Source organism: Mycobacterium sp. NPDC004974, assembly GCF_053600815.1.
On the sequence record NZ_JBSGAQ010000016.1, the window covers coordinates 138,017 to 154,533 of the forward strand.

Genomic DNA, 16,517 nt, shown 5'->3' on the forward strand with positions numbered 1-16,517 from the left:
GGTCGGCTAGTTCCCGTCCGATCCGGGCAGCGGTCGTTCTCGCACACTCGGCGTACCGAGCCGCCAGGCCAGCCAGGGCAGCGCTGCATCGAATGCCGTACTGGCCGCCTGGAAATCGTGCCCGCCCTTGTAGCCCACCACGGAGCATTCGACGTTGTAACCGCTCAGCAGGGCGCACAGCTTGTTGGCGTTGGAGGCGTGCTCCTCGGAGAACGTGTCCCACCCGGCGATCGCCTCCTCGGATGGAGGGGTGGTCGTGGGGTCACGGTGGACGGTCGGTGTGCTTTCGCCGACGCCGAGCCACGCCGCCATGGTGTCGTACGGGCCGTGCCGGGTGATCACCGTCTTAGGGTCGAACGCTTCCCAGGCCGCCTGGTCGCCGCCGAAGAGTCGTGCGATGGTCTGATCTTTGGTGCCCGCATTGGGCCCGAGGGTGCCGTCCAGCCAGACGAAGGCGCTGAACATCTCGGGATTGCGGACCGCGGTGTTCAGGGCGCACGTCGCACCCGAAGACCACCCGGCCAGTCCCCAGTTCTCGGCTTTCGGGCTGACCCCGAAGCGTGAAATCAGGTAGGGCACGAGGTCTTTGGTCAGGTGGGACGCGGCGTTGCCGCGGGTCCCATCGACGCATTCGGTGTCATTGCTGAACTTGCCTGCGATGTCGGGGAATACGATGACCGGCGCATTGCCGTGATGCAGTCCGGCGAAGTCATCGAGCGTCTGCAGGGCGCCGGTCGACTGCAGCCAGTCGTTGGGATGGTTGAACTCGCCGCCCATCAAGATGACCGCGGGTAGTTGTGGCGGCGGGTTGCTGGCGAACCAGGCCGGCGGAAGATAGACCACCTCGGTCCGGTGTTCGAAACCCGATGCGTCGCCTGGGATGTTGACCCGCACCACCGTGCCGCGCGTCGGTACCTCACCGGACTGCTGAAGCGCGGCGAGCTGGGATTCGTCGATCCACTGTTCCGGCTCGGTTTGGGTCAGCCGGAGCCAGGCAGCCCGAACCGTGGGGAAGTAGCCGGTCGCGGTGTTGAGCGCGGCCAGACCGCACACCACCATCAACACCACGGACAGCACCGATACCAGCCGGCGCCACCACTCACTGCCATGCCAGCCGGCGATCAGCACAGTCACGGCGAATCCGAACATCGCCGTCCAGAAAATCGTGCCGAACGAGATGGCGTCGGCGGACCAGCCCTGTTCCCGGACGAACAACCGCGCGGCCGCGGCGAGACCGACGCCGACGAGCACTGCGACGAGCAGCCAGCGCTGCATCCACTCCCGCGACCGCCCGCGACCGCCCGCGACCGACTGCGACCACGATCGCGATCAAGGCAAGCAGCTGCAGAGTTATCGGAATCAGGCCGTTGGTCAGGGACAGGTTCATGTGGGTGGGCTGTCTCCGATCTCCCGTGAAAGCTTGTGCAGCAGCGGGTCCGGATCGTCGGCCGATTTCCGTAGCACGGGGCCGTATTCGGGATGGGCCAGCGCGAAGGCGAACTGTGCGACCAGGTAGTCGGCCGGATTGCCGGTGTCATACCAGTGCCCCTGGATCACCTGGCCGTAGACGGCATGGTCTCTCGCGTAGGCGTTGATCGCGTCGGTCAGGTAGATCTCGCCCGACTTGGGCTGCTCATACCAGCGCTTCGTCTGCTCGCGAAGCTCATCGATGATGCCCGGAGTGACGACATAGCCACCGATCGCGGCATAGCCTGACGGGGCCTCGTTCGGCTGGGGTTTCTCGACGATTCCGGTGATCCGGAGCAGCCCGCCGTCCAGATCCTCCTTGATGACCGGCACGCCGTACCGGCGTGAATCCGCTGGGGCCATCGGCATCAACGCCAGCACCGGGGACGACGTTTGTTCGTAGGCCCGGATCAGCTGCTGGGCGCGCGGCACCTCGGCGACGAAGACGTCGTCGGGCCACAGCACCAGGACGGGCTCGTCACCGAATGAACGTGAGGCATTGAGCACCGGGGTGCCGTTGCCGTACGGACCGTGCTGATGGAGGTACGTGATGTGGCCCAGCGCGGACAACTCGCCGACCTCTTCGACGGCGTCGGCGTATGCGTTCTTGCCGTCCGCGCGCAGCTGATCGACCAGCGTCGTATTCGGTCGAAAATGCTCTTCTATCAAGGTCTTTCCACCGGACACCACGATCGTGATGTCGGTGATCCCGGAATTGACCAACTCGCGCACTGTGTGTTCGATGACCGGCTTGTCGCCGACCGGCAGCATCTCCTTGGGGATGGCCTTGGTCAGCGGCAGCAGCCGTGAACCGATCCCGGCGGCGGGGATGACGGCTTTGCGGATGGCCTGTCGTGCCATGTGTTCCTCTCCCGGTGCTTCACCAAAACTAGCCGGTGCGCCCGTCAGTCGAGCGGAATTCCCCAGCTCCCCGCAAACACAATCTGCTCCAGCGGTAGCCGTTCGCGGGGCCGGCCGTCCCGTTCGGCGATCGCGGGGTCGGTCTTCGAGTAGTCGCCGAGCACGCCGATGGCGATGACGGCAAGCGGCCGCACGCCGTCCGGAATGCCGAACGCTGCCCGGGCGCCGTCGACGTCGAAGCCGGCCATCGGGTGGGCGATCAGCCCGCGGGACACCGCCTCGATGGTCAGCTGCGCGATCGCGGCGCCGGCGTCGACGCAGGCGTAACGCGCGGTCCGCTCATCTTCTCCCTGGTCGGCGCACACCAGGATCAGCGCCGAGGCCGCATGCGCGTAGCTGTTGCCGCGTTTGAGCAGGCCGGTCAATGTAACGAAGGTCTCATCGCCCCGCCGGCCCACCAGGAACCGCACCGGCTGGCGGTGGCCCCAGCTGGCGGCCCAGCGGGCCGCCTCCAGGAGTGCGGTGAGTTGGTCAGCGGTAATGGCGGCATCGGGATCGAACGCCCGGGGGCTCCAGCGGGCCGCGATATCGGGATGGATCGGCACGCTGGTGCTGGCCAGTCGGCCGTTCGGCGTGTCAGGCACGTGAGCCAAGCTACCGGCGGGGAAAATCGCGTGCGCGTCTCCCTTATCCTTGTCTCGACTCATTCCAGCGTTCTGAAGGGTTGGACAGTGGCGCTCGTCGTACAGAAGTACGGTGGATCGTCGGTATCGGATGCCGATCGGATCCGTCGCGTGGCCGAGCGCATCGTCGAGACGAAGAAGGCCGGCAACGACGTCGTCGTGGTGGTCTCGGCGATGGGCGATACCACCGACGACCTGCTTGACCTGGCCCGTCAGGTCTCCCCGGCCCCGCCGGCGCGCGAGATGGACATGCTGCTGACCGCCGGTGAGCGCATCTCCAACGCCCTGGTCGCGATGGCCATCGAGTCCCTCGGTGCGCAGGCCCGCTCGTTCACCGGGTCGCAGGCCGGCGTCGTCACCACGGGCACCCATGGCAACGCCAAGATCATCGACGTCAGCCCCGGCCGCCTGCGCGATGCGCTGGACGAGGGCGTCATCGTGCTGGTCGCCGGGTTCCAGGGCGTCAGCCAGGACAGCAAGGACGTCACCACGCTGGGCCGCGGCGGCTCGGACACCACCGCGGTCGCGCTGGCCGCGGCGCTCAAGGCCGACGTCTGCGAGATCTACACCGACGTCGACGGCATCTTCACCGCCGACCCGCGCATCGTGCCCAATGCCCGCCATCTCAACGCCGTTTCCTTCGAGGAGATGCTCGAGATGGCCGCGTGCGGCGCCAAGGTGCTGATGCTGCGCTGCGTCGAATACGCCCGCCGGTACAACGTGCCGATTCACGTTCGCTCGTCGTACACGGACAAGCCCGGCACCATCGTCAAAGGATCGATCGAGGACATCCCCATGGAAGACGCCCTTCTGACCGGAGTAGCCCACGACCGCGGGGAGGCCAAGGTCACCGTCGTCGGTCTGCCCGACGTGCCCGGGTATGCCGCCCAGGTGTTCCGCGCGATCGCCGAGGCCGACGTGAACATCGACATGGTGTTGCAGAACATCTCGAAGGTCGAGGACGGCAAGACCGACATCACCTTCACCTGCCCGATGGACAACGGCCCGACGGCCGTGGAGAAGCTGACCGCGCTCAAGGACGAGATCGGCTTCAGCCAGGTGCTGTACGACGACCACATCGGCAAGGTGTCGCTTGTCGGTGCGGGCATGCGCAGCCATCCCGGCGTCACCGCCAAGTTCTGCGAGGCGCTGGCCGAGGTCGGCGTGAACATCGACCTGATCTCCACTTCAGAGATCCGGATCTCGGTGCTGGTCAAGGACACCGAGTTGGACACGGCCGTCCGCGCGCTGCACGAGGCCTTCGACCTCGGCGGCGATGACGAGGCCGTGGTCTACGGCGGAACGGGGCGCTGAGATGGTCTCGATCGGAGTCGTCGGTGCGACCGGCCAGGTCGGCCAGGTCATGCGCGCCCTGCTGGAGCAGCGGAACTTCCCGGCCAGCTCGGTCCGGTTCTTCGCCTCGGCGCGGTCCGAGGGTAAGAAGCTGACCTTCCGCGGCCAGGAGATCGAGGTCGAGAACAGCGAGACGGCCGACCCGTCCGGTCTGGACATCGCGTTGTTCTCCGCCGGTGCGACGATGTCGCGCGTGCAGGCCCCGCGGTTCGCCGCGGCCGGCGCGGTCGTCGTCGACAACTCGTCGGCCTGGCGCAAGGACCCCGAGGTTCCGCTGGTGGTCTCCGAGGTGAACTTCAAGCGCGACGCCGGGCTGCGCCCCAAAGGCATCATCGCCAACCCGAACTGCACCACCATGGCCGCCATGCCGGTGCTCAAGCCGCTGCACGAGGAAGCCGGGCTGACCCGCTTGATCGTGTCGAGCTACCAGGCGGTGTCGGGCAGTGGCCTGGCCGGTGTCGAAGAGCTCGCATCGCAGACGCGCGCGGTGGTCGAGGGAGCAGAGCAGCTCGTGCACGACGGGTCGGCGCTCACGTTCCCCGCGCCGGTTAAATACGTTGCGCCCATTGCGTTCAACGTGATCCCGCTGGCCGGTTCGCTGGTTGACGATGGCTCCGGTGAGACCGACGAGGACCAGAAGCTGCGCAACGAGAGCCGCAAGATCCTGGGCATCCCGGATCTTCTGGTGAGCGGCACCTGCGTGCGCGTTCCGGTGTTCACCGGACACTCGCTGTCGATCAACGCCGAATTCGCCCAGCCGCTTTCGGTCGAGCGTGCCAAGGAACTGTTGGCCGCAGCGTCGGGAGTGAAGCTGGTCGATGTACCGACCCCGCTGGCCGCCGCCGGCGCCGACGAGTCATTGGTCGGCCGGATCCGGCAGGATCCGGGTGTGCCCGACGGGCGTGGTCTCGCGCTGTTCGTGTCCGGCGACAACCTGCGAAAAGGTGCCGCGCTGAACACGATTCAAATCGCCGAGCTGTTGGCCGCCGAGCTTTAAACGCCGCCTTGCGCCGAAACCGCATTCCAGCAGGGGTTCTCTCGGTTTTTCTCTGCTGGAACGCCATTTCGGCGACACCGGCAGCGGGTGCGAACCCGGGCTTCGGGCTGGGCGACCCGGTGGTACCTCCGCTGGCTCCCGGTCAGGTGTTGCGCATCGGGCCGAGTGCCGGGACCGGTACTCCCACCCGTGATTACGGCATCGGCGCGACGGACCTCTGTGAGTTCATGGAGTTCCCCAGCCGGGTGCTCCAGGTCTGTGGTGACAGCTTCGCCGGGCAGGCCGTGGGCTTCGGCGGTTGGCACTCACCGGTGGCGCTGCACGTCGACGCCGACTCGATCGAGGATGTTGGCGGTGTGCGCTACCGCGGTGTCACCGGCGTGGACAAGCCGTTGCTGGCCGATCCTGCCCCGCCGGGTGGATCCCAGTTGCCTGCCGGCGTGATCTCGATCAACCGCGAGAACTACATGATGGTGACCACCACCCACAATCTCGTGCCGCAGAGCTCCCGGTTGGTGAAAGCGGATGCGGCCCAGCCGAATTGGCCGACGGTGCCCGGCTCGGTGCGCGACGCCAAGTATCAGGGCGGCGCCCAGTCGCAGATCACCGGCTACTACGACCCGGTCCCGGCGCCGGATTCACCGAGTGGGTGGGTGTACATCCTGGCCAACAATTTCGACCGCAGTAGCCCGCCGTTCCTGTACCGGGCCAACCCGAAGACCTTCACCGACCGGGCCGGCTGGCAGGGCTGGTCGTCGGCGGGTGGTTGGGGCAAGCCGCCGACGGCGTTGTTCGCCGACCGTACGGGGGAGATGAGCATCCGGCAGATCGACGGCAAGCCCGTGCTGTCGTACTTCAACGCCACCAACGGAAACATGGAGATGCGGGTCGCCTATGACCCCACCGGACTGGGTACTGCACCCGTGACGACGGTGGTGTTCGCCAGTGCCTGGCCGGACCCGGTCGACTCGTTGCCCCCGCCGGAGGTCAACCAGCTGGCGCAGCCCTACGGCGGCTATATCTCACCGGGCTCGACGCTGGATCAGGTCCGGGTGTTCGTCAGCCAGTGGAACACCATGGCCCGCGGCGGCACGCCGTACCGCGTGATCCAGTACGCGGTGAACCCGTTCAAGCCGTGGGAACAGTAGGTCAGCGTGAACGAGCGCGCCGATTTCTACCGTCGGGCTGTAGTCAGCGGGTGCGAGCAGCCGTGGTGCGGAAAACGGCGGGGCAGCCTCGGGCAGTCTCGGGTCTTTCAAAGCTGATTCACAGCCAATTCTTGATCAGCACCTCAGCAGCGCTCGCATGCTCGTGTCATGACTGAAACACCCCCTGATCCTGCGACCGAACCTGTCGCTACCACCGAGCCGGTGGCCGCCGCTCCCGCACCTGTGGCTGCCCCGCCCGCCGAGAACAAGCCGAGCCGCCTCATGCAGGCGCTGGCCTGGGTGGGCATCGCGGCCGGCACGGTGTTCATCGTCGCCGTGGTCTTCGGCACCGGGTTCTTCCTCGGTGCGCATTCCGGTGGCGAGGGCCATCACCACCGCGGCGGTCACGACCGTGGCGGCATGATGATGTTCCACCGCGGCGGACCGGACGGCGGACCGGGGCGGATGGGACCGGGGCACGGCATGATGCCGCCGTGGGGCCCCGGTGGGCCCGGCTCATTCGGCCCGGGTGGCCCCGGTGGATGGGGTCCCGGTGGACCCGGCGGTCCCGGCGGTCCCGGCGGTGGCTCGGAACGCCCTGAGACCCCGCCGACACCGGCACCGCCTGCGCGACCATAATCACAGCCCGCTCTTTTGGACTGACTCCAAAGAGCGCGCATACTGGAGCCGTGACCACGGTGCATGAACACGACCCCAAGGCCCTGTTGCGGGCTGCCGGGCTGCGTGTGACCGCGCCGCGGGTCGCGGTTCTCCAGGCGCTGGCCGACTATCCGCATTCGACTGCAGACGATGTGGCCGGCCTGGCCCGCGAGAACCTCGGCTCGGTGTCGACGCAGGCGGTCTACGACGTCCTGAGGGCCTGCGTGAATGCAGGTCTGGTCCGTCGTATCGAACCCGCCGGCTCCTCGGCGCGCTACGAGACCCGCGCCGGCGACAACCATCATCACCTGGTCTGCCGGGTGTGTGGTGTGGTTGCCGACGTCGACTGCGCCGTCGGCGAGACCCCGTGCCTGGAACCCTCTGACCTGGCCGGTTTCGCGGTTGACGAAGCCGAGGTCGTGTTCTGGGGCGTCTGTGCGGATTGCCAGGCGGCCGCCCCCAACTAGACCACTCTGCAGCCCAACGGACGCCCCGGCCACTTCCCTTTGGTGGCCGGGGCGCCTGGCTTTTCGCCCAAGCACTGGGTGGCGTTCCCGGAATCGTGAGATTCTCGCTAACCATGACGCGCAATCGGTTCTTGGTTGCCGCACTGCTCGCAGTGCCGGTCCTGGCCGCCGGCTGCGGTATGGGCGCCGCACCTGAGCGCGGCGCGGCCATGGTCTTCGCCGTGGGCGATTGCGTGAGCGTCCCGGCCACCACGCCGGCTGCTCCCGAGGTGACGCGGGCCGGCAAGGTGTCCTGCAACGTCGACCCCAGCTACACCGTCGGGGCCATCGCCGACGGCACCGGGACCTGCCCTAGCGCCGAGTATCAGCATCTGCCGGCAGAGATCGCCGATCCGTCGACCGCCCGCCTGTGCCTGGTCCCCAATCTGGTCGCCAGTCACTGCTATGAGCTCGGTATGCCCGCCGGCATGGTGGCGCTGGCCGACTGCACCGCCCGTACCGACCGCGGCCCCGGGGTGACGGTTCAGGTGACCCAACGACTCGACGTGCGGGACGGATCGGCCTGCCCTGCCGAAACAGGGCACTACGCCTGGCCTTATCCGTCGCCGGCGCGAACCTATTGCACGAGGACGGTTCACTAACTGGCATGATCGAGGCCATGCGTGCCGTGACTGTCGGTTTCGGACTGGCCGGTCTCGTGCTGGCATTGGCTGCACCTGCTGGTGCGCGTCCCTCGGATCCCGGTGTGGTGTCCTACGCCGTCATGCCCAAAGGTTCGGTGGGCAACATCGTCGGTGCTCCGATGCGGTGGGAGTCCGAGTTCACCGATCCGTTCCAGGGGTACTCGGTCGACATCCCGGTGTGCAACAACTGGGCCGATATCGGCCTGCCTGAGGTGTACAACGACCCGGACCTCGCGTCGTTCAACGGAGCCACCACCCAGACCGCGGGCGATGACCAGTCTCATTACGTCAAGCAGGCGGTAGGGGTGTTCGCGACGCCGGAGGCCGCTGACCGGGCGTTCCACCGGGTGGTCGACCGCACCAACGGCTGCTCGGGCCAGACCACCGCGATGCACCTGGACAACTTCGTGACCCAGGTGTGGACCTTCACCGGCGGTCCGGCGAGCGCCACCGACGCCGATTGGGTGAAGCAGGAGGCCGGCACGGACCGCCGCTGTTTCAACACCACCCGCAAACGGGAAAACGTGCTTCTACAAGCCAAGGTGTGCCAGTCCGGCAACGCCGGCCCCGCGGTCAACGTGCTGGCCGGCGCCATGCAGAACACGCTGGGGCAGTAGAACGTGTCGGTCCTATCTGGATGATGGAACACAACCGAACCGATTGACTCCGGTGAGGACCGGGAGGGGTGGTTGCGATGGCGGTACCCGCCAGGGCTGATGCGGCCCATCTACCTCCCGTCGAGTTCACCGGTGCCGAGGACGCCGCGGCGTTCATCGAAGCCAGCTGCCTGCACGATGGGCCGGTCGGCCAGGTGGGCCTGGAGATCGAGGCGCACTGTTTCGACCTTGACGATCCGTTGCGGCGCCCAGGCTGGGGTGAGCTTTCCGAAGCCATCGCCTCGGTGCCCGCGCTACCCGGCGGCAGCCGGATCACCGTCGAACCCGGCGGCGCCGTCGAGCTCTCCGGCCCTCCGACCGACGGACCCTCAGCCGCGATCACCGCACTGCTCGCCGATCGGGCCGTGGTGCGCGCGGAGTTCGAACGCCGCGGCCTGGGGCTGGTGCTGCTGGGCGCCGATCCGGTACGGCCCACCCAACGGGTCAACCCCGGCCCGCGCTATCAGGCCATGGAGAAGTTCTTCGCAGCCAGCGGATCGGCCGCGCCCGGCGCCGCGATGATGACATCGACCGCTTCGGTTCAGGTCAACCTCGACGCCGGCCCGCGGGATGGCTGGGCGCAGCGGGTGCGGCTGGCCCACGCGCTCGGTCCGACGATGATCGCCATCACCGCGAATTCGCCGATGCTGGGCGGGCAATTCACCGGCTGGCAGTCCTCACGGCAGCGGGTGTGGGGGCAGCTGGATTCCGCACGCTGCGGGCCGATCCTGGGCGCCGACGGCGATGATCCGGCCAGTGACTGGGCGCGCTATGCGCTGCGGGCGCCGGTCATGCTCGTCAACACTCCAGATGCCGTCCCGGTGACCAACTGGGTCCCGTTCGCCGACTGGGCCGACGGGCGCGCGGTACTCGGCGGCCGCCGCCCCACCGAAGCCGATCTCGAATATCACCTGACCACGCTGTTCCCGCCGGTGCGGCCGCGGCGCTGGCTGGAGATCCGCTATCTCGACAGCGTGCCGGACGCCCTGTGGCCCGCCGCGGTGTTTATGACGACGACTCTCCTGGATGATCCGGGGGCCGCCGCGATTGCCACCGAGGCGACCGCACCGGTGGCCACGGCATGGGACCGGGCCGCCCGGATCGGACTGGCCGATCGCCGGCTGCAGGAGGCGGCCGTCGCATGCGTGTCGGCCGCGGCCGAGCGCGCTCCGGCCGATCTGGCGGAATCGATGGGGCAGTTGATGCGTTCGGTCCAGGAGGGGCGCTGCCCGGCCGACGATTTCGCCGACCAGGTGGTGGCTCACGGAATCGCTTCTGCGATGAGCCAACTGGTGAAGGGCGAGCTTTGACCACACGCGAGACGCTGGCGCAGCAGCTCACCAGGGCGCGGGAACGCACCCTGTATCTGGTCGACTTCGACGACGCTGAACTGCACCGCCAGTACAGCCCGTTGATGAGCCCGCTCGTCTGGGACCTCGCCCACATCGGTCAGCAGGAGGAGCTGTGGCTGCTGCGGGGCGGCAACCCGGACCGCCCGGGCATGCTGGATCCCGAGGTGGACCGGCTGTACGACGCCTTCGTGCACTCGCGGGCCAGTCGCGTCGGCCTGCCGCTGCTACCGCCGGCGGACGCCCGAACCTATTGCGCGACCGTGCGATCCAAGGCGCTCGATGCCCTGGACGCATTGGACACCGACGATCCCGCGTTCAACTTCGGTCTGGTGATCAGCCACGAGAACCAGCACGACGAGACCATGCTGCAGGCGCTGAACCTGCGGGCCGGGCCGCCGCTGCTCGACACCGGCAGCGCGTTGCCCACCGGCCGTCCCGGGGTGGCCGGCACGTCGGTGCTGATCCCGGGCGGGCAATTCGTGCTCGGTGTCGACGAGCTCACCGAACCGCATTCGTTGGACAACGAACGTCCGGCGCACTCCGTCGACGTGGCGTCATTCCGGATCGGCCGGGTACCCGTCACCAATGCCGAATGGCGCGAGTTCATCGACGACGGCGGCTATCAGCAGTCCCGTTGGTGGTCGGAGCGCGGTTGGGCCCATCGTCAGGAAGCGGGTCTGGCAGCGCCCGAGTTCTGGGGGCCGGACGGCACCCGCACCCGGTTCGCCCACATCGAGACCATTCCGGCCGATGAACCCGTCCAGCACGTCACGTTCTTCGAAGCCGAGGCGTACGCCGCCTGGGCCGGGGCCCGGCTGCCTACCGAAGTCGAATGGGAGAAGGCCTGTGCCTGGGATCCGGTGGCCGGGGTCCGGCGCCGATTCCCCTGGGGCGCTTCCGAACCCACCAACGCGCTGGCCAACCTCGGCGGCGACGCGCGTCGGCCCGCCCCGGTGGGGGCGTATCCGGCCGGCGCATCGGCCTACGGTGTCGAGCAGATGTTGGGCGATGTCTGGGAATGGACGACGTCCCCGCTGCGGCCGTGGCCCGGCTTCACCCCGATGGTCTACGACCGCTACACCGAGCCGTTCTTCGACGGTGACTACCGGATCCTGCGCGGCGGTTCGTGGGCGGTGTCCGCAGACATCCTGCGGCCGAGCTTCCGCAACTGGGACCATCCGATCCGGCGTCAGATCTTCTCCGGTGTGCGTCTGGCCTGGGACGCCTGATGTGCCGGCATATCGGGTGGCTGGGCGCGCCGCGATCGCTGGCCTCGTTGATGTTGGATCCACCGCAGGGCCTGCTGGTGCAGTCCTATGCCCCGCGTCGCCAGAAGCACGGTTTGATGAACGCCGACGGTTGGGGTGCAGGGTTTTTCGACGACGGAGCGCCGCGTCGGTGGCGTAGTGACAAGCCGTTGTGGGGCGATGCCTCGTTCGCGTCGGTGGCACCGGCGTTGACCAGTGGGTGCGTGGTCGCGGCCGTGCGCTCGGCGACCATCGGCATGCCGATCGAACCCTCGGCTTCGGCGCCGTTCACCGACGGACACTGGCTGCTGTCGCACAACGGGGTGGTGGACCGTGCGGTGCTGCCGTTGACTAGGTCGGCCGAGTCCGTCGTCGACAGCGCCGTGCTGGCCGCGCTGATTTTCGCCCGGGGCCTGGATTCGTTGGGTGACACCATTACCGAGGTCGGGGCCCTGGATCCGAACGCCCGGCTGAACATCCTCGCTGCCAACGGTTCTCGTATGGTGGCCACCACCTGGGGCGATACCCTGTCGATGCTGCGGCTGCCGGATGGCGTCGTACTCGCCAGTGAGCCCTACGACGACGATCCCGGCTGGTCCGACATCCCGGACCGCCATCTGGTGCACGTCTCTGACTCGCATGTCGAGCTCACCCCACTGAAAGGTTCGGTATGACGCTCACCCTGTCCAACTATCTGGCGGCCGATTCCGCCGTCACCGCGCTCCGTCGCGATGTGCGCGAGGGGCTGGCCCAGTCGCCGAAGATGCTGCCGCCCAAGTGGTTCTACGATTCGGTGGGCAGCGATCTGTTCGACCAGATCACCCGGCTGCCCGAGTACTACCCGACCCGTACCGAGGCGCAGATCCTGCGGGACCGTTCGCCGGAGATCACCGCGGCCGCCGGTGCCGACACCCTCGTCGAGTTGGGCAGCGGCACGTCGGAGAAGACAAGGATGCTGCTCGACGCCATGCGCGACGGCGGCCAGCTGCGCCGGTTCATCCCGTTCGACGTCGACGCCGGCGTGCTGCGGGCCGCCGGCGACGCTATCGGCCAGGAGTATCCGGGCATCGAAATCGATGCGGTATGCGGTGATTTCGAAGAACACCTGGGCAAGATCCCGTCGGTGGGACGCCGTTTGGTGGCGTTCCTCGGCTCGACCATCGGCAACCTGACGCCCGGCCCGCGGGCGGATTTCCTGATGTCACTGGCGGAGACCCTGCAACCTGGCGACAGCGTGTTGCTGGGCACCGACCTGGTCAAGGATTCCGGCCGTCTCGTCAGCGCCTACGACGACAGCGCCGGTGTCACCGCGGCGTTCAACCGCAATGTGTTGTCGGTGGTGAACCGTGAGCTCGACGCTGACTTCGATCTCGACGCCTTCGAGCATGTGGCGAAGTGGAATGCCGACGAGGAGCGCATCGAGATGTGGCTGCGGGCGGACGCGCCGCAGCAGGTCAGGATCGCCGGCCTGGATCTCGACGTCGCATTCGGTGCCGGCGAGGAGATGCTGACCGAGGTGTCCTGCAAGTTCCGGGCCGACGGGGTTGCCGGCGAGCTCGCGAAAGCCGGTTTGCGGCAGACACATTGGTGGACCGATGAAGCCGGTGACTTCGGCCTGTCGTTGGCGGTGAAATGAGCCTCGCACAGCAGTGGACTGATGCCCGTCCCAAGGTCGCCGGTTTGCACCTCGACAGCGGCGCGTGTTCGCGGCAGAGCGTCGCCGTCATTGATGCCGTCGCCGCACATGCCCGCCATGAGGCCGAGGTCGGCGGCTATGTGGCCGCCGAGGCGGCAGCGCCGGTGCTCGCGGCGGGCCGGGCTGCGGTCGCGGCGCTGACCGGACTCGACGCCGCCGATGTGGTCTACACGTCAGGGGCCAGCCACTCGTTGGACCTGCTGCTCGGCAGCTGGCCGGGGGAGCGCACGCTGGCCTGCCTGCCCGGCGAGTTCGGGCCGAACCTGGCGGTCATGGCCGCCAACGGTTTTCAGGTGCGCGCCTTACCCGTCGACGGGGACGGTCGGGTCGTGATCGACGAGGCGGCCCGCGTGCTGGCCACCGATCCACCGGCTTTGGTGCACTTCACAGCGCTGGCCAGTCATCGTGGCGTGGCTCAGCCGCTGGCTGAGATGATCGCGGTGTGCCGTGAGGCGGGCGTCCCGATCGTGGTGGACGGCGCGCAGGCATTCGGGCATCTTGACTGCAACGTCGGCGCCGACGCGATCTACTCGACGTCGCGCAAATGGATCGCCGGGCCACGCGGAGTGGGGTTCCTGGCCGTGCGGTCGGAACTGGCTGAGCGGCTGCAGCGGCGGCTGCCGCCCGCGTCGTGGGATGTTCCGGTGAGCGTGCTGGCGAGCTTCGAGCACGGTGAGCACAATGCCGCGACCCGCATCGGTTACTCGGTGGCGCTGGGTGAATACCTCGCTGCTGGACCGGAAAACGTCCGCGGCCGGCTGGCGGAGCTGGGCCGCACGGCGCGGCAGGTCCTCGCCGACGTGCCCGGCTGGCGGGTGGTGGAACCCGTGGATGAGCCGACTGCGATCACCACGCTCGAGCCCACCGATGGTGCCGATCCGGTTGGGGTGCGCGCGTGGCTGATCGCCGAACGCGGAATCGTCACCACCGCATGTGAACTCGCGCGGGCGCCGTTCGAGATGACCAAGCCGGTGCTGCGGGTCTCACCGCATGTCGACACGACGGCCGAGGACTTGGAACAGTTCGCCTCGGTGCTACGCGACGTGCCTTAGAGCCGCGTCGAGATCACGTCCAGTCGCGCCGGGCTGCGGCCGAGCACCCGAAGAGCTACCCCGGATTGGGAACCGCCCCGACCTCCGCCGCCTGAACCCGACGACCCACCGTTCTGAATTGAACGGCTACGTCACCGGGTCGGCAGCGGGTCGCAGTACTCCCTAGACGTCGGTGGAGTCGAATGCTACGGTCGTGCCGAATCGTTTCGGCAGACATGCCCCCGGGGCGATGGATGTCCAGACGGTTCTGCCAAATGGACGTGCGAGTGTCTGCTCGTGTGAAGAAAAGTGAGGAAAACCATGACTGAGGTGACTGCGGGCTCATTCGACGAGACCATGTGGAGCGGGCTCTTGCATGGAGGCCACGGCGGAACTTTCATGGGTGTGCCGAGCATCGAACTCGACCGCGACGTGATCAGGGCGTCTGGTACGAAAGCGGTCGTTTACGGATTCCCGTTCGACGCTACGACGATCAGCCGGAGCGGCGCGAACTATGGCCCTCGCGCGATTCGCGAGACTTCGGTGCAGTTCACGAACTTCCAGGCGACCTACGATTTCGACCTGTTCGCGCATCTACCGCTCGCCGACGGTGGAGACTGCAAAGTCGCTCTCGGCAACACCGTGAAGACATTCGAGCGGGTAGAGGCTGACATCGCCGAGATCGTGGCGGGCGGAGCCATTCCGGTGGTCTTCGGCGGCGATCATTCGGTGAGCATTCCGGTCGGCAAGGCCGCCAAACGACCGGGTACGAGCCCGGGATGGGTGCAGTTCGACACGCACCTCGACGCCGCACCGAACGTCGGTGGCGAGGAGCTGAATCATTGCTGCACCATCACCCGCGCGGTCGATAACGGCTACGACCCGTCGAAGATGGTGCTCGTCGGCATCAGCGGCTGGATGAACCCGAAGACCGAGTTGAAATATTGCCGTGACCACGGCATCCGGGTCATCTGGCTGGAAGATATCTGGGAGCACGGTGCCGCCTGGGTGGTCGATCAGATTCTCGAGCGCATCGGCGACGACGGGTTCTACCTGACGTTCGACGTCGATTCGCTCGACGCCGCCTACGCGCCAGGAACCTGCGCTCCGACACCGGGTGGAATGACCATGCGCGAGGCGCTGGAGATCACTCGCGGTATCTCGCCGGCCGGGCTTATCGGCGTCGATGTCGCGGAGGCGCTTCCGGCGCATGACCATTCGACCCGGACTCAGCTGATCGCTGCTCGCGTCGTACTGGAGGCACTCGCCTTCCACGCGGGGTCGCCCCGCACGCCGGTAAGAGTCGGCTGAGGTGACGTGAACGGGTGCGGGTTCGGGCTGAGCAGGCCCGGGCCCGCACCCGTGTGTGCGTCTACTGCTTCTACGATTCGTACAGTTCGGGGCGGCGCTGACCGAGCATGTCGATCACTCCGTCGCTGCTCATACCGACCTCCACCTCGGCAGTCAGGCCGCCGGTCTCGACGGAGTCGAGTGAGGCGAGCACGGAGCCGTCCCGGTCGATGATCCGGCTCGATCCGCAGAAGCTGTGTCCCGATTCGCTTCCTACCCGGTTCGCGTAGGCCAGCGGGACGCGGTTCTCCAGCGCGCGAGAGCTGCTTGCGATGACATGATCGCGCTCGTAGGGGTGCATGTTGGCCGACCCGGCGACGAGAAGGGCGGCCCCGCGGAGGACCAGGGTGCGGGATACCTCGGGGAATTCGAGCTCAAAGCAGTTCAGTACGCCAATCCTGGTGTCGCAGAGGGTGACCGGTTCGAGCACGTCGCCGCTGAGGAATGCCTCGCGCTCCGTCCCGAACAGGTGTGTCTTGCGAATGGGATCCTTGATCGTGCCGTCTCGGTCGATGGCCAGATAGGCATCGAAACAGCCACCCGGGCCGCGTTCGACGAACCCGGCCAGCAGGGCTGTGCCTGAGGAGCGACAACGGTCCGCCAGTTCGGTGATCCTCGGATCGTCAAGCTGCAGTGCGATCTCGTCGAGAGCAGTCGTCTGGTACCCCGAGAGGAAGAGCTCGGGGAAGACGATCAGGTCTGTTCCACGCGTCGCAGCAATGCCCTCTCCGACCCGGGAAATGTTGGCTTCGAGATCGCGTGGCCTGGGTGCTTCCTGAATTACGGTGAGGCGCAGTGTGTCCGGCGGCGTCATAGTGCTCTCCAGTATCTCCGAGGGGTGGGCGGGGCGGGCTAACCTGAACCGT

17 protein-coding genes are annotated in these 16,517 nt (G+C 67.4%); 13 read left to right on the top strand and 4 right to left on the bottom strand.

Annotated features, from left to right (window positions below):
- Positions 1–6: 6 nt before the first annotated feature.
- The 3 genes from ACWEFV_RS28050 to ACWEFV_RS28060 form a co-directional block, all read right to left on the bottom strand.
- On the bottom strand, positions 7–1,275 hold the full coding sequence (locus ACWEFV_RS28050) for an alpha/beta hydrolase (protein ID WP_450072567.1): 1,269 nt from the start codon (positions 1,273–1,275) through the stop codon (positions 7–9).
- A 108-nt stretch (positions 1,276–1,383) separates the two neighbouring features.
- Positions 1,384–2,328, bottom strand: coding sequence for a UTP--glucose-1-phosphate uridylyltransferase (locus ACWEFV_RS28055; protein ID WP_135459275.1), 945 nt, complete (start codon positions 2,326–2,328; stop codon positions 1,384–1,386).
- Between the two features lie 44 nt (positions 2,329–2,372).
- Positions 2,373–2,972, bottom strand: coding sequence for a nitroreductase family protein (locus tag ACWEFV_RS28060; protein WP_450072568.1), 600 nt, complete (start codon positions 2,970–2,972; stop codon positions 2,373–2,375).
- Between the two features lie 87 nt (positions 2,973–3,059).
- Between ACWEFV_RS28060 and ACWEFV_RS28065 the strand changes: the two genes are divergently transcribed.
- From ACWEFV_RS28065 to speB, 13 genes are all read left to right on the top strand, one after another.
- Positions 3,060–4,325: an aspartate kinase gene (locus ACWEFV_RS28065; protein ID WP_450072569.1), complete on the top strand. Its 1,266-nt coding sequence runs from the start codon at positions 3,060–3,062 to the stop codon at positions 4,323–4,325.
- Position 4,326: 1 nt separating this feature from the next.
- Entirely contained in the window at positions 4,327–5,361 is a 1,035-nt protein-coding gene (locus ACWEFV_RS28070) for an aspartate-semialdehyde dehydrogenase (protein ID WP_135459269.1), read from the top strand.
- A 65-nt stretch (positions 5,362–5,426) separates the two neighbouring features.
- Positions 5,427–6,509: a DUF4185 domain-containing protein gene (locus tag ACWEFV_RS28075; RefSeq protein WP_450072596.1), complete on the top strand. Its 1,083-nt coding sequence runs from the start codon at positions 5,427–5,429 to the stop codon at positions 6,507–6,509.
- A gap of 168 nt (positions 6,510–6,677) precedes the next feature.
- On the top strand, positions 6,678–7,148 hold the full coding sequence (locus tag ACWEFV_RS28080; RefSeq protein WP_450072570.1) for a hypothetical protein: 471 nt from the start codon (positions 6,678–6,680) through the stop codon (positions 7,146–7,148).
- A 50-nt stretch (positions 7,149–7,198) separates the two neighbouring features.
- Positions 7,199–7,636, top strand: coding sequence for a Fur family transcriptional regulator (locus tag ACWEFV_RS28085; protein WP_450072571.1), 438 nt, complete (start codon positions 7,199–7,201; stop codon positions 7,634–7,636).
- Positions 7,637–7,749: 113 nt separating this feature from the next.
- Positions 7,750–8,277: a hypothetical protein gene (locus tag ACWEFV_RS28090; protein WP_450072572.1), complete on the top strand. Its 528-nt coding sequence runs from the start codon at positions 7,750–7,752 to the stop codon at positions 8,275–8,277.
- A gap of 17 nt (positions 8,278–8,294) precedes the next feature.
- Positions 8,295–8,936 (top strand): sensor domain-containing protein, encoded by a 642-nt coding sequence (locus ACWEFV_RS28095; RefSeq protein WP_167858206.1) that lies wholly within the window; start codon positions 8,295–8,297, stop codon positions 8,934–8,936.
- Between the two features lie 77 nt (positions 8,937–9,013).
- On the top strand, positions 9,014–10,285 hold the full coding sequence (gene egtA, locus ACWEFV_RS28100) for an ergothioneine biosynthesis glutamate--cysteine ligase EgtA (RefSeq protein WP_450072573.1): 1,272 nt from the start codon (positions 9,014–9,016) through the stop codon (positions 10,283–10,285).
- Positions 10,282–11,556: an ergothioneine biosynthesis protein EgtB gene (egtB, locus tag ACWEFV_RS28105; RefSeq protein WP_450072574.1), complete on the top strand. Its 1,275-nt coding sequence runs from the start codon at positions 10,282–10,284 to the stop codon at positions 11,554–11,556. The genes egtA and egtB overlap by 4 nt, the downstream gene beginning before the upstream one ends.
- Complete coding sequence (gene egtC, locus ACWEFV_RS28110; protein ID WP_450072575.1) at positions 11,556–12,248, top strand: ergothioneine biosynthesis protein EgtC; 693 nt, start codon at positions 11,556–11,558, stop codon at positions 12,246–12,248. Before egtB ends, egtC begins: the two co-directional genes overlap by 1 nt.
- The gene (egtD, locus tag ACWEFV_RS28115; RefSeq protein ID WP_450072576.1) at positions 12,245–13,210 is read left to right on the top strand and encodes an L-histidine N(alpha)-methyltransferase; all 966 of its coding nucleotides are present in this window, start codon (positions 12,245–12,247) and stop codon (positions 13,208–13,210) included. Before egtC ends, egtD begins: the two co-directional genes overlap by 4 nt.
- Entirely contained in the window at positions 13,207–14,322 is a 1,116-nt protein-coding gene (gene egtE / locus ACWEFV_RS28120; RefSeq protein WP_450072577.1) for an ergothioneine biosynthesis PLP-dependent enzyme EgtE, read from the top strand. Before egtD ends, egtE begins: the two co-directional genes overlap by 4 nt.
- 300 nt (positions 14,323–14,622) lie before the next feature.
- Entirely contained in the window at positions 14,623–15,612 is a 990-nt protein-coding gene (gene speB / locus ACWEFV_RS28125) for an agmatinase (RefSeq protein ID WP_135459248.1), read from the top strand.
- 70 nt (positions 15,613–15,682) lie between these two features.
- On the opposite strand, the gene ACWEFV_RS28130 is transcribed toward speB, so the two are convergent.
- Complete coding sequence (locus ACWEFV_RS28130; protein WP_450072578.1) at positions 15,683–16,465, bottom strand: carbon-nitrogen hydrolase family protein; 783 nt, start codon at positions 16,463–16,465, stop codon at positions 15,683–15,685.
- Between the last annotated feature and the right edge of the window lie 52 nt (positions 16,466–16,517).